General features: G+C 44.4%; 26 protein-coding genes, 1 pseudogene and 1 riboswitch. Of the genes and pseudogenes, 8 read left to right on the top strand and 19 right to left on the bottom strand.

Annotated features, from left to right (window positions below; all coding sequences use genetic code 11):
• Window positions 1–190: 190 nt before the first annotated feature.
• From J7E38_RS20220 to J7E38_RS20200, 5 genes are all read right to left on the bottom strand, one after another.
• A complete protein-coding gene (locus J7E38_RS20220; RefSeq protein WP_214709051.1) occupies window positions 191–574 on the bottom strand; it encodes a VOC family protein in 384 nt (127 codons plus the stop codon).
• A 5-nt stretch (window positions 575–579) separates the two neighbouring features.
• Window positions 580–2,058: a heme ABC transporter ATP-binding protein gene (locus J7E38_RS20215; RefSeq protein ID WP_214709053.1), complete on the bottom strand. Its 1,479-nt coding sequence runs from the start codon at window positions 2,056–2,058 to the stop codon at window positions 580–582.
• Window positions 2,055–3,116, bottom strand: coding sequence for a FecCD family ABC transporter permease (locus J7E38_RS20210; RefSeq protein WP_214709056.1), 1,062 nt, complete (start codon window positions 3,114–3,116; stop codon window positions 2,055–2,057). Before J7E38_RS20210 ends, J7E38_RS20215 begins: the two co-directional genes overlap by 4 nt.
• The gene (locus J7E38_RS20205; RefSeq protein ID WP_214709058.1) at window positions 3,082–4,038 is read right to left on the bottom strand and encodes an ABC transporter substrate-binding protein; all 957 of its coding nucleotides are present in this window, start codon (window positions 4,036–4,038) and stop codon (window positions 3,082–3,084) included. The genes J7E38_RS20210 and J7E38_RS20205 overlap by 35 nt, the downstream gene beginning before the upstream one ends.
• Before the next feature lie 130 nt (window positions 4,039–4,168).
• A riboswitch (cobalamin riboswitch) is annotated at window positions 4,169–4,350 on the bottom strand.
• Between the two features lie 66 nt (window positions 4,351–4,416).
• Window positions 4,417–5,193: a hypothetical protein gene (locus J7E38_RS20200; RefSeq protein ID WP_214709060.1), complete on the bottom strand. Its 777-nt coding sequence runs from the start codon at window positions 5,191–5,193 to the stop codon at window positions 4,417–4,419.
• 318 nt (window positions 5,194–5,511) lie between these two features.
• On the opposite strand from J7E38_RS20200, the gene J7E38_RS20195 reads away from it, so the two are divergent.
• Window positions 5,512–6,699 (top strand): FtsW/RodA/SpoVE family cell cycle protein, encoded by a 1,188-nt coding sequence (locus J7E38_RS20195; RefSeq protein WP_214709062.1) that lies wholly within the window; start codon window positions 5,512–5,514, stop codon window positions 6,697–6,699.
• Window positions 6,696–7,541: a GNAT family N-acetyltransferase gene (locus J7E38_RS20190; protein WP_214709064.1), complete on the top strand. Its 846-nt coding sequence runs from the start codon at window positions 6,696–6,698 to the stop codon at window positions 7,539–7,541. Before J7E38_RS20195 ends, J7E38_RS20190 begins: the two co-directional genes overlap by 4 nt.
• A 233-nt stretch (window positions 7,542–7,774) precedes the next feature.
• Here the strand turns inward: J7E38_RS20190 and J7E38_RS20185 are convergent, their stop codons facing one another.
• Window positions 7,775–8,635, bottom strand: coding sequence for a sulfite exporter TauE/SafE family protein (locus tag J7E38_RS20185; RefSeq protein ID WP_214709066.1), 861 nt, complete (start codon window positions 8,633–8,635; stop codon window positions 7,775–7,777).
• Between the two features lie 136 nt (window positions 8,636–8,771).
• Here J7E38_RS20185 and J7E38_RS20180 point away from each other — a divergent pair, with 136 nt between their 5' ends.
• Complete coding sequence (locus J7E38_RS20180) at window positions 8,772–9,350, top strand: YqaA family protein (RefSeq protein ID WP_214709068.1); 579 nt, start codon at window positions 8,772–8,774, stop codon at window positions 9,348–9,350.
• Window positions 9,351–9,831: 481 nt separating this feature from the next.
• Here the strand turns inward: J7E38_RS20180 and ftsZ are convergent.
• The 6 genes and pseudogenes from ftsZ to J7E38_RS20150 form a co-directional block, all read right to left on the bottom strand.
• Window positions 9,832–10,776, bottom strand: a pseudogene (ftsZ, locus tag J7E38_RS20175) (cell division protein FtsZ); the annotation flags it as partial.
• 255 nt (window positions 10,777–11,031) lie between these two features.
• On the bottom strand, window positions 11,032–11,280 hold the full coding sequence (locus tag J7E38_RS20170) for a hypothetical protein (RefSeq protein ID WP_214709072.1): 249 nt from the start codon (window positions 11,278–11,280) through the stop codon (window positions 11,032–11,034).
• A 71-nt stretch (window positions 11,281–11,351) separates the two neighbouring features.
• Window positions 11,352–11,798: a hypothetical protein gene (locus J7E38_RS20165; RefSeq protein ID WP_214709074.1), complete on the bottom strand. Its 447-nt coding sequence runs from the start codon at window positions 11,796–11,798 to the stop codon at window positions 11,352–11,354.
• A 63-nt stretch (window positions 11,799–11,861) separates the two neighbouring features.
• On the bottom strand, window positions 11,862–12,389 hold the full coding sequence (locus J7E38_RS20160) for a GNAT family N-acetyltransferase (RefSeq protein WP_214709076.1): 528 nt from the start codon (window positions 12,387–12,389) through the stop codon (window positions 11,862–11,864).
• 21 nt (window positions 12,390–12,410) lie between these two features.
• Window positions 12,411–12,920, bottom strand: a complete 510-nt coding sequence (locus J7E38_RS20155) for a hypothetical protein (RefSeq protein WP_214709078.1) — start codon at window positions 12,918–12,920, stop codon at window positions 12,411–12,413.
• Window positions 12,921–13,028: 108 nt separating this feature from the next.
• The gene (locus J7E38_RS20150; protein ID WP_214709080.1) at window positions 13,029–13,559 is read right to left on the bottom strand and encodes a hypothetical protein; all 531 of its coding nucleotides are present in this window, start codon (window positions 13,557–13,559) and stop codon (window positions 13,029–13,031) included.
• A gap of 257 nt (window positions 13,560–13,816) precedes the next feature.
• Between J7E38_RS20150 and J7E38_RS20145 the strand changes: the two genes are divergently transcribed.
• Together J7E38_RS20145 and J7E38_RS20140 are read left to right on the top strand one after the other, a co-directional pair.
• Window positions 13,817–15,556, top strand: coding sequence for a mechanosensitive ion channel (locus tag J7E38_RS20145; RefSeq protein WP_214709081.1), 1,740 nt, complete (start codon window positions 13,817–13,819; stop codon window positions 15,554–15,556).
• A 317-nt stretch (window positions 15,557–15,873) separates the two neighbouring features.
• Window positions 15,874–16,389, top strand: a complete 516-nt coding sequence (locus J7E38_RS20140; RefSeq protein ID WP_214709083.1) for a CarD family transcriptional regulator — start codon at window positions 15,874–15,876, stop codon at window positions 16,387–16,389.
• A 51-nt stretch (window positions 16,390–16,440) separates the two neighbouring features.
• On the opposite strand, the gene J7E38_RS20135 is transcribed toward J7E38_RS20140, so the two are convergent.
• The 6 genes from J7E38_RS20135 to J7E38_RS20110 all read right to left on the bottom strand — a co-directional run bounded on the left by J7E38_RS20135 (window position 16,441) and on the right by J7E38_RS20110 (window position 21,295).
• A complete protein-coding gene (locus J7E38_RS20135) occupies window positions 16,441–16,881 on the bottom strand; it encodes a MarR family winged helix-turn-helix transcriptional regulator (RefSeq protein WP_214709085.1) in 441 nt (146 codons plus the stop codon).
• A gap of 158 nt (window positions 16,882–17,039) precedes the next feature.
• On the bottom strand, window positions 17,040–17,177 hold the full coding sequence (locus J7E38_RS20130; RefSeq protein ID WP_214709087.1) for a hypothetical protein: 138 nt from the start codon (window positions 17,175–17,177) through the stop codon (window positions 17,040–17,042).
• A 140-nt stretch (window positions 17,178–17,317) separates the two neighbouring features.
• Window positions 17,318–17,959: an L-fuculose-phosphate aldolase gene (locus tag J7E38_RS20125; RefSeq protein ID WP_214709089.1), complete on the bottom strand. Its 642-nt coding sequence runs from the start codon at window positions 17,957–17,959 to the stop codon at window positions 17,318–17,320.
• Window positions 17,960–18,001: 42 nt separating this feature from the next.
• On the bottom strand, window positions 18,002–19,222 hold the full coding sequence (gene mtnK, locus J7E38_RS20120) for an S-methyl-5-thioribose kinase (RefSeq protein WP_214709091.1): 1,221 nt from the start codon (window positions 19,220–19,222) through the stop codon (window positions 18,002–18,004).
• Between the two features lie 144 nt (window positions 19,223–19,366).
• Window positions 19,367–20,602: an ATP-binding protein gene (locus J7E38_RS20115; protein ID WP_214709093.1), complete on the bottom strand. Its 1,236-nt coding sequence runs from the start codon at window positions 20,600–20,602 to the stop codon at window positions 19,367–19,369.
• 492 nt (window positions 20,603–21,094) lie between these two features.
• The gene (locus tag J7E38_RS20110) at window positions 21,095–21,295 is read right to left on the bottom strand and encodes a cold-shock protein (protein ID WP_023626356.1); all 201 of its coding nucleotides are present in this window, start codon (window positions 21,293–21,295) and stop codon (window positions 21,095–21,097) included.
• 738 nt (window positions 21,296–22,033) lie between these two features.
• Between J7E38_RS20110 and J7E38_RS20105 the strand changes: the two genes are divergently transcribed.
• Together J7E38_RS20105 and J7E38_RS20100 are read left to right on the top strand one after the other, a co-directional pair.
• A complete protein-coding gene (locus J7E38_RS20105; RefSeq protein WP_214709095.1) occupies window positions 22,034–23,095 on the top strand; it encodes a M14 family zinc carboxypeptidase in 1,062 nt (353 codons plus the stop codon).
• Between the two features lie 135 nt (window positions 23,096–23,230).
• Window positions 23,231–25,021 carry a CocE/NonD family hydrolase gene (locus tag J7E38_RS20100; RefSeq protein ID WP_214709097.1) on the top strand — a complete coding sequence of 597 codons (1,791 nt, stop codon included), beginning with the start codon at window positions 23,231–23,233 and terminating at the stop codon, window positions 25,019–25,021.
• Between the two features lie 194 nt (window positions 25,022–25,215).
• On the opposite strand, the gene J7E38_RS20095 is transcribed toward J7E38_RS20100, so the two are convergent.
• Window positions 25,216–25,521: a PepSY domain-containing protein gene (locus tag J7E38_RS20095; protein WP_214709099.1), complete on the bottom strand. Its 306-nt coding sequence runs from the start codon at window positions 25,519–25,521 to the stop codon at window positions 25,216–25,218.
• Window positions 25,522–25,600: 79 nt separating this feature from the next.
• Between J7E38_RS20095 and J7E38_RS20090 the strand changes: the two genes are divergently transcribed.
• Window positions 25,601–26,038, top strand: a complete 438-nt coding sequence (locus tag J7E38_RS20090) for a protein-tyrosine phosphatase family protein (protein ID WP_214709101.1) — start codon at window positions 25,601–25,603, stop codon at window positions 26,036–26,038.
• The last annotated feature ends 30 nt before the right edge of the window (window positions 26,039–26,068 follow it).

The following is a 26,068-nucleotide window of genomic DNA, read 5'->3' as shown; positions in this document are numbered from 1 at the left end:
TTTCGGGCACATGTTGGTCTTGCTTTTGACCGAAAATCCATCTTTTTGCGATTTTCGGTCACATATTGACCTTGCTTGTGACCGTGATTCCAGCTTTTCTCGATTTTCGGGAACATGTCGGCCTTAATAACTCTAATTCTTAATTTAATAGAAAAAAAGTCCTGCAACTCAATGAGCTGCAGGACTTTTTTCAACCAATCGGTGTGCATATTTCAATATAATGTCCATCGGGGTCTGCTGCATAGGCAACGACCTGGCCCCATGGTTTTTCGGTTGGTTCAAGCAGGATCGGGACTCCGGCGGCGCGAAGTTTTTCAACGGCGCCCTGGACATCTTCTGTTGTGAATCCTAGCTCGAAGGTTTGTTCTTTCCTGATTCCATCCGGGATTGGAAGCTTGGTAATTTCACGGCCGCTTTCCCTGGTGTTCATTGAGAGCACGGTACTGCCTGTTTCGTACTCGATATAGGTCCCAAATTCGTTTCGCAATTTTAGGCCCAGCAGCTCACCGTAGAAATGCTTTGTTTTCTCCAAATCGGAAACATATAAAATCACATAGCCCATTTTCAGTTCCATGATCATCACCTCTTTAGTTTTACATTCGAGGTTGATTGGCCGGATTCCTTCATTAAAGTTTTTCCAGCTCGATAATTCAGAATCGCTTCCTTTGTGCAGGCATAAATCCCCTCATTGATAAGCTTGCCTAGCTGCGAAGCGGTCCCAGCATAGGAAATCTCTTCCCCCTGCTGGGTAGCGGCGATACAGATACTGTCCGTTGAAATGCCGAAGTTCTGTCCGGCATTCAACAGGGTGCTTCCTTCCAGCTCCTGCAGGGCGCTCATTTTCGCCTCAGCCGCGGTCATTGCGCTCTGGATGAATGCTTCTTCCGAAATTCGGCCATTAATGAACAGCCATGTATTGATATTCCTTGGGCTCTCGCGATGCGTGTTGCCTGCCGAGACCATAATGAAGAGGGACAATTCGCCATCCTCAAAAAACCGGCGTGATACCGTTTCAGCTGGGACAGCTGTCATCATCGCAACCGTCTCGCTCGGCAGAAAACCATTTCCCTGCAGGTACTCAGCCATTTCTGCCTTATGGTCGCTGCAGTCATATTCCATCGGGACCACCCGGTGTACAAAGGAATTATGCCAGCCAATCCCGGCACCCGTTATTCCTGATGACATTGTCCTCAATTTCACCGGTGACTGCAAGGTAATCCGGTCGAGACCGAAATCGAGAAATCTGGCGTCTATTTTAAAATCGGCAGCTTGATTGCCGTCCCACTCGGGAACGAGCAACAGCTGCGGCCTGGCAATTTCCGGATGGGGGTGGTTCTTGATCTGAGTCTTATAGACAGCCTTGATCCGCTCTTCTTTTAAAACCTCAGCAGGAGTATCGACAATCAGCACTTCGCCGTTATCCATGAGCAACAACCTATCACAATATAGCGATGCAAGGTTCAAATCATGGAATATCGAAACGACCGTTAACTGCTCTTCTGAAGCCCAATTTTTCAGCAAATCCAAGAGCTCTTTTTGGAAGCTGAGATCAAGATGGTTCGTCGGCTCATCAAGCAACAGGATTCTCGGCTGTTGAGCCAGTGCCTGCGCAAGATAGACCCGCTGCTTTTCGCCGCCTGATAGTTCAATAATTGATTTTTCCTGGAGATGGGTGATCCCAGTCTGGTCCATCACCTTGAGAACAATCTGCTCATCTTCATCACTCCAGCTGTTGAACCAGCCTTTCTGGTGCGCATAGCGCCCGAGCGAAACGGTTTCTTTCACACTATATGGGAAGGCCTGGTCAGAATGCTGCGGCAGGACCGCCATCATCCTCGCAAGCTGCTTCGGTGAATACTGAGTCAACGGCTTGCTGTCCAGCTCGATGGCGCCTTCTCTGAATTGTAAAGCGCCGCTGATCATTTTTAACAGCGTGGTTTTCCCGCTTCCGTTTGGTCCAAGAATTCCGAACAACTCACCCTTGCCAACCTCGAAGGAGATTCCCTTCAACACCTCGCCGCCTGCATATCCGCCTGTCAAATTCTTCACTGTGATCATCGGCCAGCACTTCTTTCCCTGCGATTTTTCATTAAAATAAACGCAAAAACCGGCGCTCCGATTAATGCCGTGATCACCCCAATCGGCAATTCCGAGGGCGCGATGATGGTCCTTGATATTAGATCAGCGAGAATCAGGAATCCGCCGCCAATCAGCACCGATAACGGCAGCAAATGCCGATGGTCAGGACCCCAGACAGTCCTTGTCAGGTGGGGAATGACCAGGCCGACAAAGCCGATCGTTCCTGATACTGCGACAGCCGATCCGGTCAAAAGCGAACCGGACAGCAATATCAAAAGCTTGCGGCGCTCGACATTGACACCTAGATGCTGTGCCCGCTCCTCGCCAAAGGACATCGCATTCAACTCCCTTGTGTTTGCCAATAAAATCACCAGGCCAATCACGAAGAAAGGAAAAATGATTTTTATATACTCCCAGCCGCGCATTGACACACTCCCGAGCAGCCAGCCGATGATTTGCCGCAGCTCTTCACCGGATAAGGCGATCATCAGCGATATGAACGAGCCGAGAAATGAGCTTAAAATGATTCCCGTCAATATAATGGTTTCTACCCTGAGCAGCCTGTCGACTTTCCGGGCAAAAAACAGCACAAACAGCACCGTAGCGAATGCGAACAAAATGCTGAGCACCGGCAAGGTGAAGGCACCGATCAGCGGCAGCGAAAGGCCCAAAAACAACGTGACGACCGCACCAATAGAGGCACCAGAAGAGATTCCGAGTGTATACGGGTCTGCCAGCGGATTGCGCAGCAGGCCCTGGAACGCAGCGCCGGCAATCGCCAGTGATGCGCCGACAAGTCCTGCCAGCAGAATGCGCGGCAGCCTGATTTCCATGACAATACTTGCGTGCATCGGATCGATTCCTTGTCCCTGTATGCGGAAAATTTCAGCACCAATGATTTTGATGATAGCGGGTACAGGAATGGAAACTGTTCCGATGGAAATCCCAAGCAGCATGGAAATAATAAGGAATGTTGCTGCAAATAGATATGCTAATCCTTTATTATTTAAAAACGTCCGGGTAAATGGCTTTTGCAAGTTCCTCCGCTCCTTCAGCGAGCCTTGGACCTGACCTGGTAACAAGATCGGAGTGGACATCGAATACCTGCTGGTCCTTGACTGCTTTTACATTGTTCCAGCCCTGCCGCGCGAGCACCTGCTCAGCCGCTTTTTCAGTATAGTATCCATAGGTTGTCACAATGACATCCGGATTACGCTCAACCATAGCTTCCGGGTCGACTTTCGGCCAGCCTTCCATATCGCCGGCGGCATTCTTCGCGCCGATCAACTCAAGCATTTCGTTTATAAATGTATGATTACCGGCTGTGTAGATTTCAGGTTCAGGTGAGACCTCAACAAATACAGTCTTTTGCTCTTCCGGTTTGATAGCCTCCGCTTTCTTCTTTAGTTCTGCGAAGCTGTTTTTCATCGTATCAACAAGCTCAGCTGCTTTTTCAGGCTCACCAATCGCTTTTCCAATCATCTCGATTGATTGATACACTTCTTCAAAGGACTGCGCATCATTTACTACGACAACTGCAATTCCTGCGTCCTTTAGTTGCTGCAGCCCTTCTTTTGCCGTATCCGCGGTAGACCCCGGGGCAAGGACAAGGTCTGGCTTTAAGGAAATCATTTTCTCGATATTGAATTCCATGCCGCCGACTTTTTCCTTCGACATTGCTTCCTCTGGATAATTGTCGAAATCTGTGACACCGACAATTGCGTCCCCGCTGTCAAGCGCATAAACGATTTCCGTGTTGCTCGGAATCAGGGAAATGATCTTTTCTGGCTTTTCTTCAATGACAACATCTTCATCAAGCGCATCTTTTACCGTGACAGGAAATCCTGTCTTTTGTTCTTGCGCGGTTTTTTCGCCTTCCTTTTTTTCCGGCTGTGCTTCAGTACCGCAGCCAGCCAGGATCATGGCAGCTGCCATCCATAACAACAATAACTTCTTCATTTGCTTCTCCTCCGTTTTTTCGATAAAAATAAAAAACATCTCCACCTGAAGGGGAGATGTCCGAGTAAGCAAATGTTTTTTATCATAAAAGACATAAAGCCTGTCGGCACCTCCCTATCCTCGTAGGTTTGCTTGGTGCAATGGACAGGCAGGTCTCCTGGCTCATGGTCAATGCTCGCTGCGCCTTCCCATACATTTGTACAGTGGCATGTTGCAGCTTGCTCCCATTTACAGTGGCGGGACCGCGTTGGATTTTCACCAACTTCCCTATTAAGTCTTGTTATAAAAGACACCCGTTCATTTCGATATGTAATTTTCCGCTACAACCCATTATACACGATTTGCCAAAAGTTGCTGCAAAAATTTTGTTTTTTCGACTTATTGTGCAAGCAAGCTCCATTCCTTCAACTTCTTATCGAAAACAAGTCTGCCGTCAGGATTGCTGTGGCTTGCCTCTTTGTATTCATCATGCATGTCATCCATGTTGGCAAAATCTCCGATGATCCAGATCGGTATTTCAATCCTGTTGCGGTTCTGCTGCATATTTTTAAGCGAAAACACAGCACCTTCCTTCAAGGCTGGTATCAGTGAATTCAGGATTTCGTTGCTTACAGATGGATAGGACTTCTTTTTCCGGATCCCAAGCAGCGTTTTTTCCGGTTTCATTTCTCCGAGCTTGCCTGAAAGGACATTGCCAAGCATGCGGAAAAAATCATTGAAATTGCGGTAATAGGTCTTGTTGAACCAGCCGTCCTCATTGGACAGGTATACAAAACGATTATTAAGCTGATTGTAAAAGGGCAGCTTCAAATGATGCTTGATATGCCCGAGATAAAGAAGTTCGGCAATTTCCTGGGCCGTCAGCACATTCAGCGCTTCCACTTCCTCAAAATCGATCCAGCAAAAATCCCCATAAGCATGTACATTGGCTCCTACCAGCTTTTCAGCACCGTCATCCGGTACAAACTCAAATAAAGTATGCCTGTTGAACTCACCATCCTCATAGCGATGCTTCAACAGCAAAAGATGATTAAGCGGATCAGGCAGCGACCTGGCGAATTCATGGAATTCAATTCCATGCGAAAGCACATAATGATCCCTTTCGTTCATGTGGAGATATAATAAATCCCTGCTATAAGGATGGTTCTTTTTCAACAGCAAAACCTCCCGGAAAATTCTAAGCTGCAGAATGCCAGCGACTCCGTACAAATAACGCTTCTTCCATTCTAACAAAAACGGTGGAAAATATCTTATTTTGAATCCTCAAAAACATAATTATTATCCACCTTTCCGGTGAAAAGAATCCCTTTGTTAAAAGAAACTAAACCCTCCTGTCATTCGTCTATACTTGTAGGAATATATTACCTGATGAGGGATTGTGAGGATAATCCTTGTCTGCTAGCATAAAATTACAATACCTTCACAAACAGGCTAATTATTATGTGTAAAAATGATTTGGACAGGGTGTAGCAAATGGATAAATCGACCAAAAAATTCGACCGCTTTGATTGGACGTTAACACTTTTTTTATTGCTGTTTTTCCTGACCAGCTGCCTCGCCATTTATAGCGCCCAGAAGACCGGGCAATATGTTGGCCAGAACTTTTTATATAAGCAAATATTCTGGTATGTCGTCGGTTCAGGTATCATCGCAGCAGTCATGATGTTCGACAGTGAACAATACCGCAAGCTCGCATGGTATTTATACGGCTTCGGAATTTTCCTGCTCGTCTTCCTGTTTTTCGCTCCTGCCAGCATTGCCGAAGAAAGAAACGGAGCCAAAAGCTGGTTTTTCATCGAGCCATTCGGTTCGATCCAGCCTTCGGAATTCATGAAAGTCTTTTTGATTCTAGCCTTGAGCAGCGCCATCTATGCCCACCATAAAAAGAATCCAAGAAAGACACTTCAATCAGACTTCCTGCTGTTCATCAAGCTTGGCTTGATCACCGCCTTGCCGCTAGGGATGATCATGATGCAGCCTGACCTCGGAACTTCCCTGGTCGTGATTGCGATTTTCACAGGAATCATCCTAGTTTCAGGCATCACCTGGAAAATCATCCTGCCTCTCTATGGCGGTGGAGCTGCACTTGGAGCCGGCATTCTGTATCTCGTCATCTGGAAACCTGAGATACTGAAAAAATATATGGGGGTAAAAACGTACCAATTTGGGCGTATTTATGCATGGCTTGATCCGGAAAGCTACCCGGAATATGGCTACCATCTGTTAAAGTCACTCAGTGCGATCGGGTCTGGCATGCTGACTGGAAAAGGTCTCAATGGCAGTGAAGTCTATATTCCTGAAAGCCATACAGACTTTATTTTCAGCGTCATTGGCGAGGAATTCGGTTTTGTTGGCGGCAGTTTTGTCATCAGTCTTTATTTCCTGCTTATCTACCATCTGACCAAAACGGCACTCGATACGAATGATCCTTTCAATACCTATATTAGTGCAGGTGTCATTAGCATGATTACCTTCCACGTCTTCCAGAATGTCGGAATGACCATCCAACTGTTGCCGATTACGGGGATCCCTCTTCCTTTCATCAGTTATGGCGGAAGCTCGCTGATGGGCAATATGCTGGCGATGGGACTGATTTATGGAATCCGGTTCCATCATAAAACCTATATGTTTGCCTCAAGAGACAGGAGTTTTGATCTATGAAGCTAGTAAGCCATTATCGCGATAATATTGATTTGAGGAAGAGTTTCATCCAGCTTGCTGCCGACACTTTCGGCCTTGATTTTACCAACTGGCATGAAAAAGGCTACTGGGGAGAGCGATACATTCCGTTTTCCTACGCAGATGGCAGCCGGGTGGTTGCGAATGTATCGGTCAATGAGCTTGATTTGATCATCGATGGAACAAGCCGCAAAGGCCTGCAAATCGGTACTGTGATGACGCATCCTGAGTATCGCCATAAAGGGCTGTCGGCATGTCTGATGAACCATGTGCTGGCCGAATACGAGGGAATGTATGATTACATGTATCTGTTCGCCAATGACAGCGTGCTTGATTTTTATCCGAAGTTCGGGTTTGAGCGGGTTGAGGAGCACCAGTTTTCAACGAGGGTTCCTTCTAATACAGGCCGAGCAGGATTAAGGAAACTGGAGATTCCGGCAGACCTTAAGCAGATTGAAAAAATGGTTTATGGGAGAGCGCCAGTCTCCCGGGCCTTTGCGACTGGCAACTCCGGCGGCATCACCATGTACCATATCCTGAATGTTTTTCCCGACCATCTATATTATTCTGAGGACGAGGACGCGATTGTGATCTTCACGGAAGAGAACGGTCGGGTCCAATTGTATGATGTAATCGGCTCCTCACGGGTGAATATCACCAATATCCTTCCTGCAGGGGAAGTTGTCTTCCATTACACACCTGACTACAAGGATTTGGACTTTCGTTCACTTCCTTTTAAACGGGAAGGAGCATTATTTGTAAAAAACGGCATCGGACGAGAGTTCCCGCGCTTTGTTAAGCACCCTCTCACATCTGAGGCATAAAGAACAAAAAGCGCAAGCGCCTTGTTCAGCCCCGACAAGCGCTGGAGGGCCTGACAGTGAAGTCGTTCTTTGACTTCATTGGCAGGACCGAAGCGTCTCGAGGAGTTAGGAGCCGCAGCTAGACAAGCGGCTCGAGGGGCTAGGCGCTGGAGCTGGATTAAGACTCCCATATATAGTTACCCACACAAAAATACTTTTATTATTTCCTAAACAACAAAAAAAGGCTGAGCAGCTCAGCCTTTTTTCATTGCTTTTATCCTGATTTTACCGATAGCCCTTACGAAGAAATACACAATGAAGATACCCATGAGGACAAGCCCGGTTTTGTTCAGATCAACCAGCTTCAGAACCGCTCCTGCCAGCGTGACAAGATAAAGGATTCCGAGCATGGAGTTCATTTCCTTATTTTCAAAATAAGCAGTCATCCTGGCACCGAACTGGGAGCCGACTAACGCACCGGCAATCAGCATCAAACCGATGAAGTAATCGATTTGCGTGTTGATCGCATAGGAAATGAAACCAACTGAGACGATGAGCAGCACGGCAAACAAACTTGTTCCAACTGCTTTTTTCGGATTGAATCCCAGCGAGGTGATGATGAGCGGAACGATGATGAACCCGCCTCCTACTCCAAGCGATGCCGAAACAAAGCCTCCGACGAACCCAACTGCCAAAAGCTTTGGTACCGAAAAATGAGCAGGTGCAGGAATCTCTTCGTCTTTCTTTTTACCCTGACGAATCATTTTTATCGCAAAATAAGCGAGCAGTACAATGTAAAGGAACGGAATGACAATCTCATCCCAGCCCCGCGCTTCGAGAGCATATACAAGCGGCCGGGCCAGTTGTGTCGCAACAATCCCGCTTAGCCCCATGATCAATCCCTCTTTCCAGAGGATATTTTTCATGAGGATATGAGCGGCAATCCCTGACATTGATGTGCCCACCGTGAAAAACAAGCTTGTCGTGATCGCTTCAAGCGGAGAAAACCCAATCAATAGTAAGATCGGTGTCAGGATAAATCCTCCCCCAACTCCGAAAAACCCCGACATTACACTGATCAACCCGCCCAGCAGCAGGAAAAATATGTATTCCATAGATAACATCCCTTTTATAGACTATTTCTTTTTTTAGGATACCATTAATAGTTGGCTCTTGCAGAATTATAAATGGTATACTTCTAATTAGGCTCAACTGGCACTTACTATAACAATTCAAAGGAGATACTGTTTCATGTCTGAATGGATCCACGCGATTGAAGAATGGCTGCTTGAATTTGGTTCATGGGGATTATTCTTCGTCTCTTTCCTGGAATCTTCCTTTTTCCCGATTCCTCCCGATGTTTTGCTGATTCCGATGGGGATTGCGAACCCTGACAAGGCCCTCTGGTATGCCTTCATCACCACAACAGGTTCTGTACTTGGCGCCCTGCTTGGCTGGTACATCGGTAAAAAGGTCGGCCGTCCAATCCTTCGTTATTTTATTAAAGAAGAGAAAATCGTCCTGGTCGAACGCTATTTTGAAAAATACGGTGCAATGGCCATCCTGATTGCCGGCTTTACACCTATCCCATATAAAGTTTTTACGATTTTTTCCGGAATCTCCAAAATCAAGATTCCTACACTCATCATCTGGTCCATCATCGGCCGTGGCCTGCGCTTCTTCCTTGAAGCAGCCATCATCGTCACACTCGGCGACAAAGCTATGCCATTCATCGAAGAAAACTTCACAATGCTGACACTTGTCCTCGGAGCTGTCGTGATCATTGGATACTTGGTTTATATGTATTTAAAAAGATTGAAAAAAGCATAAAGATGCATAAAAAATGCTTGGAGCCTAAATGGGCTTCAAGCGTTTTTTTTGGTAGTGGTTGGATTAAAAGGTTAGTACACTAGGTTTAAGTCCAATAATTAACATTTGTTTTATCTATATTAAAAGGCCAAACCGCAAATGATTTGGCCTTTTGTTTATTCGTCTATCGCCTTCTGTTTCGCTTCCGCAAGAACGATGGAGTCTCAAGCGAGTCATCTGGCTGCTTGGTACCCCGTTCGTAATTCGCAGGCTCCTCATAGGCAGGCGGATTGCTGTAGTTGCCCGATTGGCTGTAGTTTCCGGACCGGCCGTAACTGCCAGACTGGCTGTGGTGTTGGGCCTGGCCATAATTTCCCGATTCTGCATAGGCTACACTCTCTCGCTGTCTCGATTGAGAATTGTATTGCTCACTGGAATTGGCAATCATGTCTCCAGGACGTCGCGATGTGTTCGATGGCCGAGCTTCATCCACATCATGATCGAAGCCTGTCGCTATCACGGTCACCATGATTTCATTTGTCAGGTTTTCATTGATAACTGATCCAAAAATCATGTTAAGCTGGTCATCTGTTGCAGCCGCCACAATATCGGCCGCTTCCTGGACTTCGTACAAACTGAGGTTCATGCCGCCTGTGATGTTCATCAGCACTCCTTTGGCGCCATTGATGCTTGTTTCAAGCAATGGCGAGGAGATGGCCTTTTTGGCAGCTTCGGCAGCACGGTTTTCTCCCGAAGATACGCCGATGCCCATAAGTGCCGTTCCTCTGTTTGACATGATTGTTTTCACATCAGCAAAGTCAAGGTTGATCAAGCCTGGTACGGCAATTAGGTCGGAAATGCCCTGGACACCCTGTCTGAGAACATTGTCCGCCTCACGGAAAGCTTCAATCATCGGCGTTTTCTTGTCGACGATTTGCAGCAATCGCTCGTTTGGAATGATGATTAGGGTATTAACGGCTTTCTTCATCTCTTCAATTCCGGCTGCCGCATTTTGTGCCCGCTTGCGGCCTTCAAAAGTGAACGGACGAGTCACCACTCCAATTGTAAGTGCGCCAAGTTCGCGCGCAATATGAGCAATCTCCGGCGCAGCTCCGGTCCCGGTTCCGCCTCCCATTCCGGCAGTTACGAACACCATATCCGCACCTTCCAGAGCATCCCTGATCTGCTTCCTGCTTTCCTCGACAGCCTTTCTGCCGATTTCAGGATTGGCACCAGCGCCCAAGCCTCTGGTCAGCGAACCGCCGATTTGCATCGTGACCTCCGCTTTTGACATATTGAGAGCCTGCGCATCTGTATTCACAGAAATGAACTCTACTCCCTGCACACCGTCCTCAATCATCCTGTTCACGGCATTATTTCCGCCACCACCGACCCCGATTACTTTTATAGTGGCAAATTGATCGATATTAGTATCAAATTCTAGCATATATAGTCCCCCAAATTAGCTTCTGATTTTTTCCCCTATTTTTCTCTGTACCTATAAAGTTCGCCACCGCCTTGGAAATTCTGTCTTTTTCTGCGATTTGTTAAACAACTGTAATTCTACAGTAATAAAGTGTCATTCTTGGTGGGAGTTATGCAGCCCGATTCTACAGTTGAAGTCTCTCTATTTCTTATAAATAGTCACTTTAATACTACCTCTTTGGATTTCGACAGTTTTAGTATCTTGAATCTAAACCAATTAGTCATTTTTTCCTTCAGTTTTTCGTTCATTGCCCCTTTTAAAATTCCCTGTTATCTTCGCCATTACTAACTGTTCTTCCGTTGTATTTTCAGCAGCTTTGATTCTCTTCAGAAATTTCTCTGCTTCTGTTCCTTTTAAGACTTTAACCTGTCTACCATAATAATTTAAAAAGACTGTATTCTCCTTTGTCACTCGAAAATTAAAAGGTTCGTCATCTAAACGCTTTCTTTTATCAATATTATTCATCTATATTTTTTCATCCTTATTCAATTTTAGTATTTTAAGATTTTAAAACTTAATTGAAGAATGCCTTTTTCTTACTGAAACGACTCGGCTGTTTCTATCATTTTTTCCTTGGTCCCATTTTCTTCGGAATAGGATGTCAAAATGTAATGATAATCACCATCCGTCCAATGAATTGAGGGCCCAGGTCCTTTTATATAGAAACCGTTGTTTCCATTAACGTTAACATCCTCTCCCTCAGCGTTGACGTATTCAACCGGGGGCGGTTGAATAGTCAATGAAAACTGCATTCCTCCTTCTTTTCCATTGAATATTACCTCGATTATATTTGTTTCGTGAGGAGGAGTAACTCGTTCGTACCCTGTAATGATCATAGGAAATTTAGTCGGAAGCTTTGGCGTGATTCCTTCCTCTTTTAATTCCTCTTTTAATGTCGTGTGGTCAAACCTTTCCTTTTGTTGACTGCATCCCAATACAACCAAGGGAATTAATAAAAATAACATAGACAATACCCTTTTCATGAGCGCGCCTCCCTTAAATTACCTGCGTTTTATAAAAAAAACGTTCAGTTTCCTTCAAAAACGTTAAGGGTATTCAATCAACCAACAATCCCGATATTCCCCTTCGTGAAGTTCACGTTTTGGGAGTAGTTTTACTTTTTTAAAACCACATTTCTCATAACACCTTAAAGCCCTTTCATTTCTAACTTGAGGGTCCATAACTACTCGGTCTGCTTTCTTATGATTAATTAGAAATTCAACCATAGATGTAACAAGTAATGTGCCGATCCCTTTATTCCAATACTCTACTTCACCTATGAATTGATCGATCCCATAAATATTTTCATTAAAGTACCCGTATACATTTTTCGTGTCACTATCTAATTTATAATATTGGATATATCCAATTTCATTACCATTAAATTCTACGATACATTTAACTGTTTCATCTTCAGAATTATAAAAAACATCATTAACTTTTACTATATCGAATGGATTATCTCTTCCTTCATAAAATTCAAGAACAGACGGATCGGAAAGCCACTTGGATAATATATAAATATCCTTAACTTCTAATTTACGTACTTTTAAATGACCATTTTGGAAAAGCATATAATAACCCCCCAATTAAAACTATTCCAACGGGCTTTCAATTTTATGATCTAATGCCTCTGCCTGGCTAATAAAGGAATCTATATTGGCACTTATAGTCAAATTCAATCCTAAACCAACTTCACGAAGTGTTTTTCGCAGGTCTACAAAGTTCTGTTTATCCTCTTCTGTTAAATCGGCAAAGCTATATAATTCATCATGTGGATATTGATTCAATTTGGAATACAAATGTTCAAGGACTTCCTTGTCACTTTTCGAGAGCGTTCCTAATTGTTCTCCAGTAGTCATTCCGAGCCAAATACCATTTAATACATCGCCTAATTCGGTTGTAACCAGGTTTGGTTCGGACCAATCATTATCCATCTGGTGGGCAATGAGGCCTTCCAACTCAACTAAATTATTTTGGACCTCTGTAACAAAAACTTGCTCCTTTACAAAGTTCATCTTCATCATTCCCCAGGCGACAATTATGACGAGTATTAGATTTAACCCTATCGAAATACTGAGAAGTAATTTCCTTCTTTCACCCAATTAAACTCCTCCTTAACGATTAGAAAAACAGCAGCTCCCTGCTTCAATAACAAAAGCCGCCAAAATGGCAGCTGCTCTTTAACATTGCAACGGTAGTAAAAGTGCTTCTTATCTTCGCAATTCATCAGACAAGCCGTCATCATTTCCGTATTCGAACCTGGCGATTTTCCCTTCTGCTTTTGCGGAGAAAGAAACTTTCCCTTTTACATTCGCCGTGTTTTCTTCACCATTTTTGTTATAACCGACAATGGCAACAAAGGTATAAAGATTCTGGTTATCCTCGTTTTGCTTGATCGTGACATCCTTGAGAGTTAATTCATATTCATTCTCATAAGCATAAGTTGGATATTGAGTACCCATTGCTGCAATGAAGAAATCGAGGCCTGATTTTGTAAAGTAGGGCCCGTAAACTTCTTCTACATATTGATCAAATTCTTTATTTTCTTCCTTTTCATTTACAACAGTCCTATATTCAGGGTTCCACATTAGGTCCATAAATTCCTCGTCAGGACCGGTAAACTGGTGTTCAAGAACTTTTGTGATTGCTTCCTTCTTAGTCTCTTCCGATTTCGAACATGCTGCCATGAAAAGGCCTGAAACCATCAATAAGAGGATAATGACTGTCAGTTTTTTCATCATAATTAGTCCCCCTTTACAGAAAGTAATACGTTTTAAAAAGACAAAAGTTTCAGATTATTCATCTTTCGGTTGCTGTCATTTATAGGATCATTGGGATTCGATTAGTTTATGCCAGTAGGAATTGGGTAGATTAAAGTATGCTTGCTTGCTAACTAAGGACTTATTTCATAGGTGTCAGCTGAACGGGTTCCAGTTTTTATCCTTTTTCACATTACAAAGCCCGCCTTGGACGTCCAATACAATAAGGAGTGAGAGATTTGAATAATACTTTTTACAATGGCTGGGATAGCATCCTTGGCAAACTGCCAAACGTGCTGATTGCGCTTGCTGTTCTCCTGGTCGGATGGCTTGTCGCCAAAATCATCGAGAAGGCGGTTTATAAGGGATTGCAGAAAACCAGTCTCGACAACAAGCTTTTTTCGAATGTGAACAATAAGAAGTATTCTGCTGAAAAAATCATCAGTAAGATTGTCTATGTACTGATTCTCGTTTTTGTCTTCATCATGTTCCTGAAAATACTAGATTTATATGTTTTGACTGAACCGCTTATAGGCATGTTCTCCACGATTGCGGCAGCGATTCCGAATATCTTGAAAGCAGGCTTGATCCTGTTATTTGCATGGCTGATCGCATCAGCATTGAAATTCCTGATCCAGAAAGGCGGCAAGACGCTTGGTGTCCATGAGAAATTAAGCAAGTACAAGCTTACAGAGGACAACCAGCAAACGACAAACGTTGTCGATACGGTTGCGAACATCGTATTCTATCTGGTTTTGCTGATGGCGTTGCCGGCTGTATTGTCCGCACTGAATCTTCGCGGTGTTTCTGAGCCATTTGAAAATATGATCGAGGGAATCCTCTCGTTCATTCCTAAATTATTCGCGGCGGCACTGATTCTTTTAGTCGGCTACTTTGTTGCCAAAATCGTCCGCGATATCCTGACGAACTTTTTGCAAAGCATCGGCACGGAAAAATTAGTCCAGCGTTTCGGACTGTCCCGTTTATTCGAAGGCACAAGCCTTTCACGTGTGATTGGCACAGTTGCTTTTGTACTAATTCTAATCCCTACTGTCATCGCTGCTCTTGAGCGTCTTGATGTTGAAGGAATTTCTCAACCGGCGATCGCGATGCTCAATGACATCCTGACCATGATCCCGAATATCGTCGTTGCGATCATTCTTGTCATGATCGGACTATGGCTCGGAAAATGGCTGAAAAAATTTACGGCTGATTTGTTACGAAGAATCGGCTTCGACTCTTATTTTAAAGGTGTGGGTCTGGGAAGCGCCACAACTCGTCCCAACTCACTAAGCCTATCCGAAGTCGTCGGCTATATCGTCCAGGTCATCGTTGTCCTGTTGTTCGTGGCCGAAGCATTGAATGTAGTCAAACTTGATTTCTTCGTCGACCTTGCACGTGGTGTGATCGCGTATCTGCCGCATGTCATCGCAGCGATTGTTATCCTTGGTGTTGGCCTGTGGCTCGGCGGCCTTGTGAAGCGAGTGCTTAGCAGCATCCTTCAGGGTGATTCTTCCAATGTGCTGGCGACGGTCGCAAAGTATGCAATTATCACCATCACCGTCTTTATGGCGCTAGACCAGCTTGGAGTCGCACCAGCGATTGTGAATGCAGCGTTCATCCTGACGCTTGGCGGACTGGCACTGGCATTCGGTCTTGCATTCGGACTTGGCGGCAAAAATTTCGCTTCCAAGTATTTGACCAAGCTTGATGAAAAAATTGAAAAAACCAGCATTGACCAAGAAGCGGTCCAGCAGCAGAAAATGAAGAAGAACAACCCGAATCCTGCGACACCGCCAAATTTGAATAACCTGAACCAGAATCCTGGCACAACCAACACGACTGGCCAGAACCCGGGTTATCCGCCAAATATCAATAACCAAAACCCTGGAACTCCTCCGAACTTGAACAATCGGAACCAGGGCGGAAACAATAACCCAATGGACCCTAATAACGGTAACAATCCGTTGAATCCATAAAAATACGCAAATAAATAAGCGGAAAAATTCCGCTAAAATTTAAAACTCCCCTTATTTACTTAATAATAAGGGGAGTTTTTCCGTTTATTTAATTTAAATCATTGAATTTGGTCTTATTTAGAGTAGTTAACGGGAATATCTCCGCTTATTTCAGCAAAAATGCACCCATTATAAACAAAAGCGGGAAATTTTCCGATTATGAATGCTCCTGCCTACACGAGATAGCAAAGCCGCGCCCCAACGTCAACCTCGTTGACAAAATTACTTTAAAGTGTTATTATAAACTTGGTTGACAATTTTATGTAGGGGATGAGCAAATGTTTAGTATAGGAGACATGGTGATCTATTCAGCACATGGCATTTGTAAGATTGATGATATTTGTGAAAAAACAGTGTTAGGTGTGACAAGACCTTACTACGTATTACACCCAATGAATGACAATCATCATTTGACTCTAAGTGTTCCAGTTCATAGCGATAAAGTAGCCCTTCATGAAATGGTCCATAAAGAAGATGCCGAGGAAATTCTCGATTCCTTTAGAAATCCAGGAGTTGACTGGAATGACAAACCGAATGTACGCCACAATCTATTTTCCAATATTGTAAGCAACGGAGACAGAATGGAGATTGCCCGACTCATCAATACCCTCATGCGAAAAAAGATCGAAGCCGAGCAGAATGAAAAAAAGCTTTACGAACAAGACCGAAAAATACTGGATACTACACAAACCATCCTTTTCAAAGAAATAGCCATTGCTCTGAATACCACTGTTGAAAGAATACACGAGCATGTCACAAGGCTGTTGAAAGATAGTAAGCAGGTAGTTAACTAAGGGACGTACCTTATGCTTCCAAAAGGAAGCATAAGATTCGTCCCAATTTTTTTATTTATCGATATTCCAATCCATCTTCAAAATTTCTTTAAGAAGCCGTACTTGCTCAGCCCCGATTTTTTCGGTTATTTTCCTTTCGATGCCAGCCTTGAGCTTTTCATTTTTTTCATAGCATTCTTCGCCAAGCGTGGTTAACTGTATCCATTTTTCCTTTTTGTTATTTTCCACGTTGTTGACTTCGACTAATCCTTTTTCAGCAAGGTTTTTGATGAATTTATGTATGGCCTGACGGGATATTTCAACATTTTTATTAATATAAGAAATGGTTGGCTGCTTTTTATAGATCCTGGCCATGATATACCATTCAGAGTTTGAAATATAAATATCACTCTGATTGTTCCAGGCTTTCTCTGAGATTTTACGAAGATGTGTATGACGCTCACTCAATAGATCAACCAGGTCTAAATCTTGTAATTCATAGTTTACACTCAATGGACTCACCCCAATCCCTTTTCTACTCCACTACTATACAACAATTGCGGTCCAGGACAAACATTTTTTTATCGGGGATTGATTCAGTTTCTTTCGAATAAAAAAGCAGTCCAATTCATTTGGACTGCTGCGGTTATGTATTCAACTTTATTATGTAGTTAACTGAAATTGTCGATGAAAAAGATGACGATAAAAACGATGAAGGCATAAAAACTAAGATGCAGCAGCACAGTAGTGAAAAAATCCTTCAGTTTATCAAATGAAAAAGGTTCACTCTTCCTTGTCCTTGCTCTCATAGCCAGCCTGTCCCCCTTAGCAAAACTACCCATTAAGTCCATTTTTTTCATTTTAATCATAGCATAATTCGACCCGTTTGTGACTGATATTTTACGAAGAACCGATTTAAAACCAAAAGAATAACCCTCCAAAAAGAGGGTTATCTCTGACCATATGTTTTGAATTTCTCTGCCAATCGGGCCATTTCTTCATCGGTTAGCATTGTCGGCTCGCCTATCGCTTTGGCCTGGTAAAAAATCTGGGCACTGAATTCGATTTCTTCCGCGACAGTGAAGGCTGTTTCGATATTATGGGCGCCGGCAATCAATCCGTGGTTCGCTAGCAGGACGGCTCTTCTGTCCATCATGCCTTCAAAAGCCTTTTCCGCCAGCTCTTTCGTGCCAAACGTTGCGTAAGGAGCACATCGAACATTCGGGCCGGCAAACGCCACCAAATAGGATACCGGCGGGATATCCCAGCCAAGCGTCGCGATTGTTTTCGCATACGGTGAGTGGGTGTGGACAAGTGCGCCAATATCCTCGCGGCGCTGATAAAAAATCAGATGCATATCCAGCTCGCTCGATGGCTTCTTGTTTCCATCAACAATCTCGCCATCCAGATTAATGATCACGACATCCTCAGGCTTCGTTTCGAAGTAATCGATCCCGCTTGGACTGATGGCAACCATCTTTTTCTCCCGGTTGAAAATGCTGATATTGCCGCCGGTCCCCTTAGTAAGACCGCTTGTGATGATTTTCTTTCCGTACTCTACGACCTTCATCCGTTCTTCCAGAAGCAACATATTCTGCGCCTCTCTTTCTTTAAAAGAATTGGAACGGTCTTATTATCGCATATTATGGTTTGATGCTGAATCCTTTAGTACTTGTAAAAACTGTTCACCTGTTTTGTAGGCAGCTGCATTCAAGATGAACTGCTTTGCCGCTGTCAGGCAGATTCTCTCAGCTGTTACGCGCTGCTGTTCATCTTCAATGGAAGTTAAATCCTTCACTTTTGCCAAGCCCGCAATACGGCGGGTCATTTCCATGCCCGTAACGGATGCTGTATCCCGGAGAACAGTGTCCAGGTACCAGCGGTCAAAGCCCTGCTCCTTGGCCATGATGTCCGTCACGTTTTCCTTCCAGCTCGCCAGGAACTTCTCGCTAAATAGGTCAACACTATCCTTGATGGTCTGTTCCAGCCATTCACTGTACTTTTCATCGGCGTTTGTCACATATGCCCTTGCCCACGCAAACATCAGGTTGGCAATCACGTTTCCTACGTCATACCCCATCGGACCGTAGAATGCGAACTCCGGATCGATCACTTTTGTAGAATCTTCTTTTACAAAAACAGAACCAGAATGAAGGTCGCCATGAACAAGTGCCTGGGCATTTGTCATGAACGCGAATTTCAGCTTGGCTGCTTCGAAGCGCAATTGATTGTCACCATAGATGTTCTCCTCGATCCAGTCTTTGTTGGCCGGAAACAAGTCATTACGGTTGTTATGGTCTGTAAAAGGTTCTGAGTATACGAGGTCCTCAGAAATTTCACATAATTCGGGATTGATATAATCCTGGACAAGAGCCTTCTTCGCTTTATGCTCCATGACCACATCAGAGGTCAGCAATAATGTATTTACCATGAATGTCGTCAGGTCATCCGCAAGCTTGGGAAAAATTCTTCCTTCATTGAGAGCCGTACGCAGGATTGTATGATCCGAAAGATCCTCCATCACACAGCAATTCATTACATCATCATACAGGTACACATCAGGCACCAATCCCGGAGCCAGCTCGCCCTCAAGCTTCAGCACATTCGACTCGATTCGGATGCGGTTCGTTGAAAGTTTGAACTCATCGGAAATCCGCGCCGTATCCCCGGCCTGTTTGACAATCAATGATTTCCCGGTCTGCTCATCGCGAACACGGAACACATAGTTCAGATTTCCATCGCCAATTTCATCACAGCTTAAACTCGCTTCTCTATCAAAAAAGTCGGTCTTTGCTTTTACATAAGGAATGACCTCATCTGCATTCATCAGAAAATACGTATTAAAATTTGTCATGATGTCCATTACCCCTTCCCGTGGATCAATTATAGAAATCTTTTAAAAATTATTATAGCTTAAGATTGTATTTCGGGGCACTAAAATTCATCTGAAAATATAAAAAGGAAGACAGTTTCCTGTCTTCTTTAAAAGAAATCGTTATTACCCGCAAGGCAGCAGGATCGTGAAGGTCGTGCCCTCCCCTTCTTCACTCTCGACATTGATTTTGCCTCTCATTCTTTGGACGATATCATAGGAGATCATCATCCCGAGGCCAGTGCCTTTTTCCTTTGTTGAGTAGTAAGGGTGACCGAGCCGGGTAAGCTGTTCCTTTGTCATGCCGACGCCCTCATCCCGGAACTGGATCCTTACATTGTCCTTGTCAACCTTGGCGATGATGAAAATACTTCCGCCTGAGGGCATTGCTTCGATTCCGTTTTTTAAAATATTGATGAATACCTGCCTGAGTTCATGCGCATCACCTTTGATGAAAAGATTCTTATCGATTGCTTCTACCAATTCTGTATTGCCGAGATGGGAATAGGATCTCATGAACGCAGTCGTTTCTTTCAAAATGGCACTTAGGTCGATTTTATCCATCGTGCCCGTATTTGGTTTCGCCAGCGCCAGGAAATTATTGATGATCGTCTGAGTTCGGTCGAGCTCCTGAAGCGAAATGGTAATGAAGAGGTTCTGGTCATCACTCAAGTTCCTTTCTCCCTGCAGGACTTGCATGAAGCCTCTGATTGTAGTCATCGGATTACGGATTTCATGGGCGACCGATGCAGCCAGCTGGCTGATGGCCGAGAATTTCTCCGCCTTGTGAAGTTCATGCATCAGCTTGAGCTGCAAATTGGTCATTTCAATGATATAAATGAATAGAGATAAAGCAATGAATGAAACGAGCGAAAAGACGATCAAATACATATAGTCGCCGGCATGGCCAGATTTGATCAATGCAGCAAGCCTTGTTGAGGTAACTAAACCATAGACAAAGAGCCCAAATGCGATCTTCCTATTGACCGTCGACTTGTTATAAGCCTTTTCAATCGCAAAAAACAGAATGAAGATGATCCCGTAATTGATGGCTGTAACAGGCAGTCTGTCTAGCCCCACCAGGCTTTGTAATAGCAACAGCACCACTACGATTAAAAATCCATCTGTCCTGCTTAAATAAAAGAAGGCAATAAAGACAGGAATCAGCTTAAAATCGAACTCAATGCCGCCATGGAACCTGACAGGCAGTGCCATTGTGACCAACAGTGTCGCCAAGATCGCCAGTTTAAAGATTTGTTTCTTATATACCGGACGCTTCTGCATCCACAAAAAGTTATACATGAAGCCGAGTGAAAGTATGATGAAAAAATGCAGGACCAAATCTTTAATGAAATCTATCATTGTATCCCCCGGAACGCGAATGATTAAGAATAATTACCTATATCTATTATCCACCTGACGTGACGATTCTTCAACGGAAAATTCTGAAATCATCATATTTCTTCCAAAATTTTAAAATAAACTTTTTTCACAGTGCCTATAAATCTTATGCTATAATGAAGTCAACCATTGCTTTACCACAGTAAAAACCCCACTCTTTTTCGAGTGGGGTTTTTTGCTGTCTTTTAGTGATTTTCGTGTAGGCTGGAGAAATTAATAAGCGGAGAAATTCCGGTTAACTGCTTTAAATAAGGCAAAATCCAACGATTTGGATTAAATAAACGGAAAAGCTCCCCTTATTTTTAAGGAAATAAGGGGAGCTTTCAATTTTAGCGGAATTTTTCCGTTTATTTATCAAAAACTGCGAGCTCATCCGTCCAGGTTTACCAAAACCGAATATAAAAAAACAAGCCCTGATCAGATCAGGACTTGTTTGTATGGGCTAATCCGTTATTATAGTTTTGTAACGTTAGCTGCTTGTGGTCCACGAGCACCTTGCTCAACGTCGAAAGATACTTCTTGGCCTTCTTCAAGAGTCTTGAAGCCTTCGCCTTGGATAGCTGAGAAGTGTACGAATACGTCTTCTCCACCTTCACGCTCGATGAATCCGAAACCTTTTTCTGCATTGAACCATTTTACTTTACCGTTTTCCATTTTTGTTGCCTCCTAGTGTGATATCCACACAATTTGTTACTATTCTTGTCTCAGTGATATCCAGGCGAATCAAGCAGTGCATGTTCTTTCCTTGCATACCGAACAAAAATAATTCTCCCTTAGAATAACAGAATTGAAAGGATAGTGCAAGCGTTATGGGAATTGGGAAAACTAGGAGTGCCAAAAAAACGGATATGGATAAACAAATGGGGATCATGAAAATGTGGTATAATAAAGGTAACATGAAAGGGCGTGGCTAATTGAAAAGCGCAAGCAACCTTTATAAATCTGGTCAATCTGTCAGTATCAAGGAAACCGGCGAAACAGTGACAATCATGAAGTCTCAATATGTGAAAAACATGAAAAGATATTCATACACCGTCAAAGAACATCCGAGCACTTTTTATTTTGAGGAGGAGCTGGAAAAAAGCTAGAAGCTGGTTTCCTTGCTTCTTTTTTTTCTGCCTATATGCCTCAATGTCATGTGGCAAATCCAAATCACTCCTAAGCGTGCGCCATTTAGCACGCTTTTTTTCATCACCATCTTATCCCAGTCACATCCTTATCAAATACTAATTACCTTTTTCCTACCTAACCCCATTCCCATAAAAATAAACTCTATCTAAACTACTTATTTAGCAACTCGAAATTTGTCTATCAAATAGGCATCTTACTCTATTAACCGTTTTTACAATATTCAGTAAAATAGAGTTGAATCTATTAATAGGGGGAATGACAATGACTTTGAAGAAGAAGGTTCTATCCGTATCTTTATCAAGCATGATGGCATTTGGCGCGGTGACTGCAGTAGCCCTGCCGGCAGCTGCTGTTGGAAATGGACCAAATACTGGCCATGGATCCATCCAGACATCGATTTTGCATACATACGAGAGTTTAGTTGATTACCTGAAGACCCAGGATGCCCAGCAGGAGGCAATGGAACTGGAAGTGATTGGCCAGACCGTGAAAGGCCGTGATATTTACATGGCCAAGTATATCTCCAATCCTGAAAATCCAACGATTCTGTTCCTGACCCAGCAGCATGGGAATGAGCAGCTGACAACCGAGGGAGCGATGGAATTCATCAAACATCTAGGTACCGGTAAAACAAGCGGTGTACTTGAGAACGTCAATGTTCTTGTTATCCCAATGCTCAATGCCGATGGCGCAATGGGTGATGTCGATTTCTCACTAGAAGACTATCTTGCTGATGGCGACCGTCATCTGACTCGCTATAATGCGAACAAGATTGACCTTAACCGTGAGCATGATAAAGCAACCAGCGAGATGCAGCCTGAAGCCCGTGCGCTTCATGAAAATGTTTTTGCCAAATATGATATCGATTACATGATTGACCTCCATCACCAGGGCACCCTCAGCGAAACAGAAGGCGAGCTTGTTTCAGGCTCCATTTTATATCCTACGAACGATGCTGTGAAGCCGGAGGTGCTGGAAGGCTCGAAAAAGCTTGGCTCAATCGTGTACAATACCCTTGAGGAAAAAGGATGGGGACATATCGGGAAGTATGTCGGCGGCAACGGAGCGAACATCGGCCGTAATGGCGCGGCTGTCCGCTATGATATCTCAACACTCCTGTTCGAAATGCGCGGAATGTCCGATCATTATTACGAGCCTTATGCATTGGGGCAAAAGAGCAATGGCTACCTGATCAAGCAGACGATCACTACTCTCGATGCGACGGTAAAAGCCATTGCCGACGGCTCGATCGAAACAGCCGATACTAGCTTCTGGGATACACTTCCTGAGCAGTCGAACAGACAGAGTGAAGAAGACGAATAATCTTTTCAACAGTGTGGTCCATCATGGATCACACTGTTTTATTTTGGTCATCGGACAGAACACGACATTTATAGGGATAGGAGTGCTCCTGGAGGTTTCGTATGATAAAAATAAACCGTTACAGGAGGCCAGCAGATGAAACTCATTCATTTTTCCATAGCTGTCATAATCATGTCCACCATTTTCACAGTACCTGCCTCTTCCCAGGCTGCCGCTTCAGGCCCGAAATGGGAAGACACCACCTACGACCGCCCCGAACAATATTCAAGCTTCACCACAGAGAAAGATGTTTTCATTACGATGAGGGATGGCATTATTTTAGCGGCTGACGTCCACCTTCCTGATGGACCGGGACCGTTCCCTGTCATCCTTACGCAAACTCCTTATAACAAAAATGTCAGCAGCACTGAAAACCTTAATGAGGATTTTATTAAACGCGGATATGCTCATGTGGTTGTCGATGTCCGCGGAACCGGTGCCTCCCAGGGCGCATGGGATTCATTTGGCGAGGCCGAACAGCGTGATGGCAAAGAACTCGTCGAATGGGCAGCAGCCCAGCCATGGAGCAATGGCAAGGTCGGACTGTACGGCTCCTCTTACCGGGCCATCAATCAGTTATTGACCGCCGCACAGCATCCCGACGGCCTGGAAGCCATTTTTCCGATTGTGCCGATGGGTGACATGTACCGTGATATCCTCATGTCCGGCGGCTTGGTCAACACTGGCTTCATCCCACTCTGGCTCGGACTTGTAACAGGAAGCGGTCTGCTCCCGCCTTCCTACACTTTATCAGACCCGATCATGGGAACGACGGTCCTGTTGAACCATACCGGACAAACACTCGGCTTTCCGGTCAGCACCCTGAGCTCGGCGATTACGGGCGGGGATTTTGCATACGATGGGCCAGCCGCACAGCTGCGCTCGCCGTTGGCGGTTGCAGATCAAATTGAGGTTCCAGCCTTTTTTACAGGCGGACTTCATGACCTGTTCCAGCGCGGCACGCCGCTTCTTTATGAAAAATTAAAAGCAAATGGCGTACAGACCAAACTGCTGATGGGCAACTGGACGCACGGAAATTATGGCAGCGGCTTGCCTGCTGACAATGTACCTGCCCTTGACCAGCTGGCGTTACGATGGTTCGACCAGTATTTGATGGGCATAAACACTCAAATCAATAAAATTCCTGATGTCACTCAGTTTGTGTTAGGCGAAGGGAGATTCGAGGTCCAGCCTGGATGGCCGCATAAGAATGTCGCCGCTCAAAAGTTTTACCTGCGCAGTGGCAATCTGTTGACGAAAGAGAGACCATCCTATGCTGAGCCTTCCCAAACGATGCTTCAGCAGCCGCTGAATGGCATTTGCTCGGGCAGCACGAATCAGTGGATGGCTGGAATTCCGGATGCCCTTCCATGTACGAAGGATAATCGCCTGACCGAAATGACAGAGCTCACCTATACGACTCCACCGGCAAATACAGATCTCCGCGTGTCCGGTCCGATTTCGGCCAAAATTTTCGCGAAAACAACCGCGCGAGACCTTGTACTGTCAGTGCGTGTAACGGATGTAGCACCGGACGGAACTTCGAACGAGATTACTGCAGGGTGGCTCGCCGCCTCGCATCGGGCAGTCGACGAAAGCAAAAGCCGATTCCTTGATGGAGAAAACATCCAGCCATGGCACCCTTTTACGAGGACCGCAGTGCAGGAAGTCAAACCATATGAAGTGATGGAACTGGACGTTGAAATCTTCCCAAGCAACTTCGTCATCAAAGAAGGACACAAACTCCGTGTCGCCGTCGGGCCAAGCGACTTCCCGCACTCGATGTCGCCGCTGCCACAGCTGTTGGATCAGCTCGGCGGATTTGCGACGATTTTAAATAACTCGAAATATCCATCGTCCATTGTCTTGCCTGTAGTCGAAGAATGATATGCTGATTGGCCTGCCGATCCTGTTCGGCAGGCTTCGCTTATCTGCCAGTCGCTAAAGCCTTTTTTGACGTGACGATTTCGTATCAAATGTAGACTAATTTTTTCAACCATAGAAACAACTCTTCTTGATCGAAAAAAAATTCCTGTCAAATAGACAGGTTGCCTATCATGGACAGGAATTGAAATCGAGAACTAATCATTCTCTTTTTTTACTTTTAAAACTTTCCCACTCTTTGCGTCTATTGTTACTTCATATAGTTGATCAGGCGCTTTTACATCCACTTCATAGACTGGTACACCATTTTCAGTCTCGAGTTCCACCTTTGTGACAGTTCCTTGCACCTGTTTAAGGGCAATCTCTTTGGCCTGTGCTTCAGATATCTGATTCTGGATCGTTTCAGCTACGTCCACGGAAGCAGCTGCAGCAGGATTCACAAGGCCGGTCATTCCCGTTCCCAACCCCAAAATGATGGCATATTTTAGTGCTTGTGTTTTCAAATTCCTTCCCTCCTTTTCTTTTAAGTCTTTCCTGCAGCCTTTGTTAATATGTATGAATTAAGCAAAGGAGGGAATCTTATTGAGTTTTACAGAGATGATTCCAGGGAGACTATATGTTGGCGGCAGGATATCTTCTGAGGATTGGCGCTTTATTGATCAGCATATAAACGCGATTGTGAATCTGCGGACGAAGCCTGATCGGCCGCCGTTTGATTTTACTAATCGGGTCATGATTTGGACGCCGATCACGATTAAGGTGACCCCGAGTATTGCATGGGTGGAAAACCTGATGGCCCATATTAATCTATTAGATAAACAGGGGTATTCCATCTTGATTCATGATACATATGGATATCAGCGGCTTGGATTTATCATTGCGGCATATTATATGCAACGCTTCCGAATGAACCGGAAACAGGCATTGAGCGCAGTGCAGAAAATCAAACCGGATATACAGCCTACCGCTAATTACCTTGAGTTGCTCGCAAGGTATGAAAAACATCTTGGCCTTGGTTAATTGAAAAAATTTTGATGATGAGACTTTAAA

The sequence above is a fragment of the Bacillus sp. ISL-35 genome (assembly GCF_018613355.1).
Lineage (GTDB): Bacteria > Bacillota > Bacilli > Bacillales > Cytobacillaceae > Mesobacillus.
Note: the sequence above shows the minus strand (reverse complement) of the source record. Positions and strands in the feature narration are given on the sequence as shown.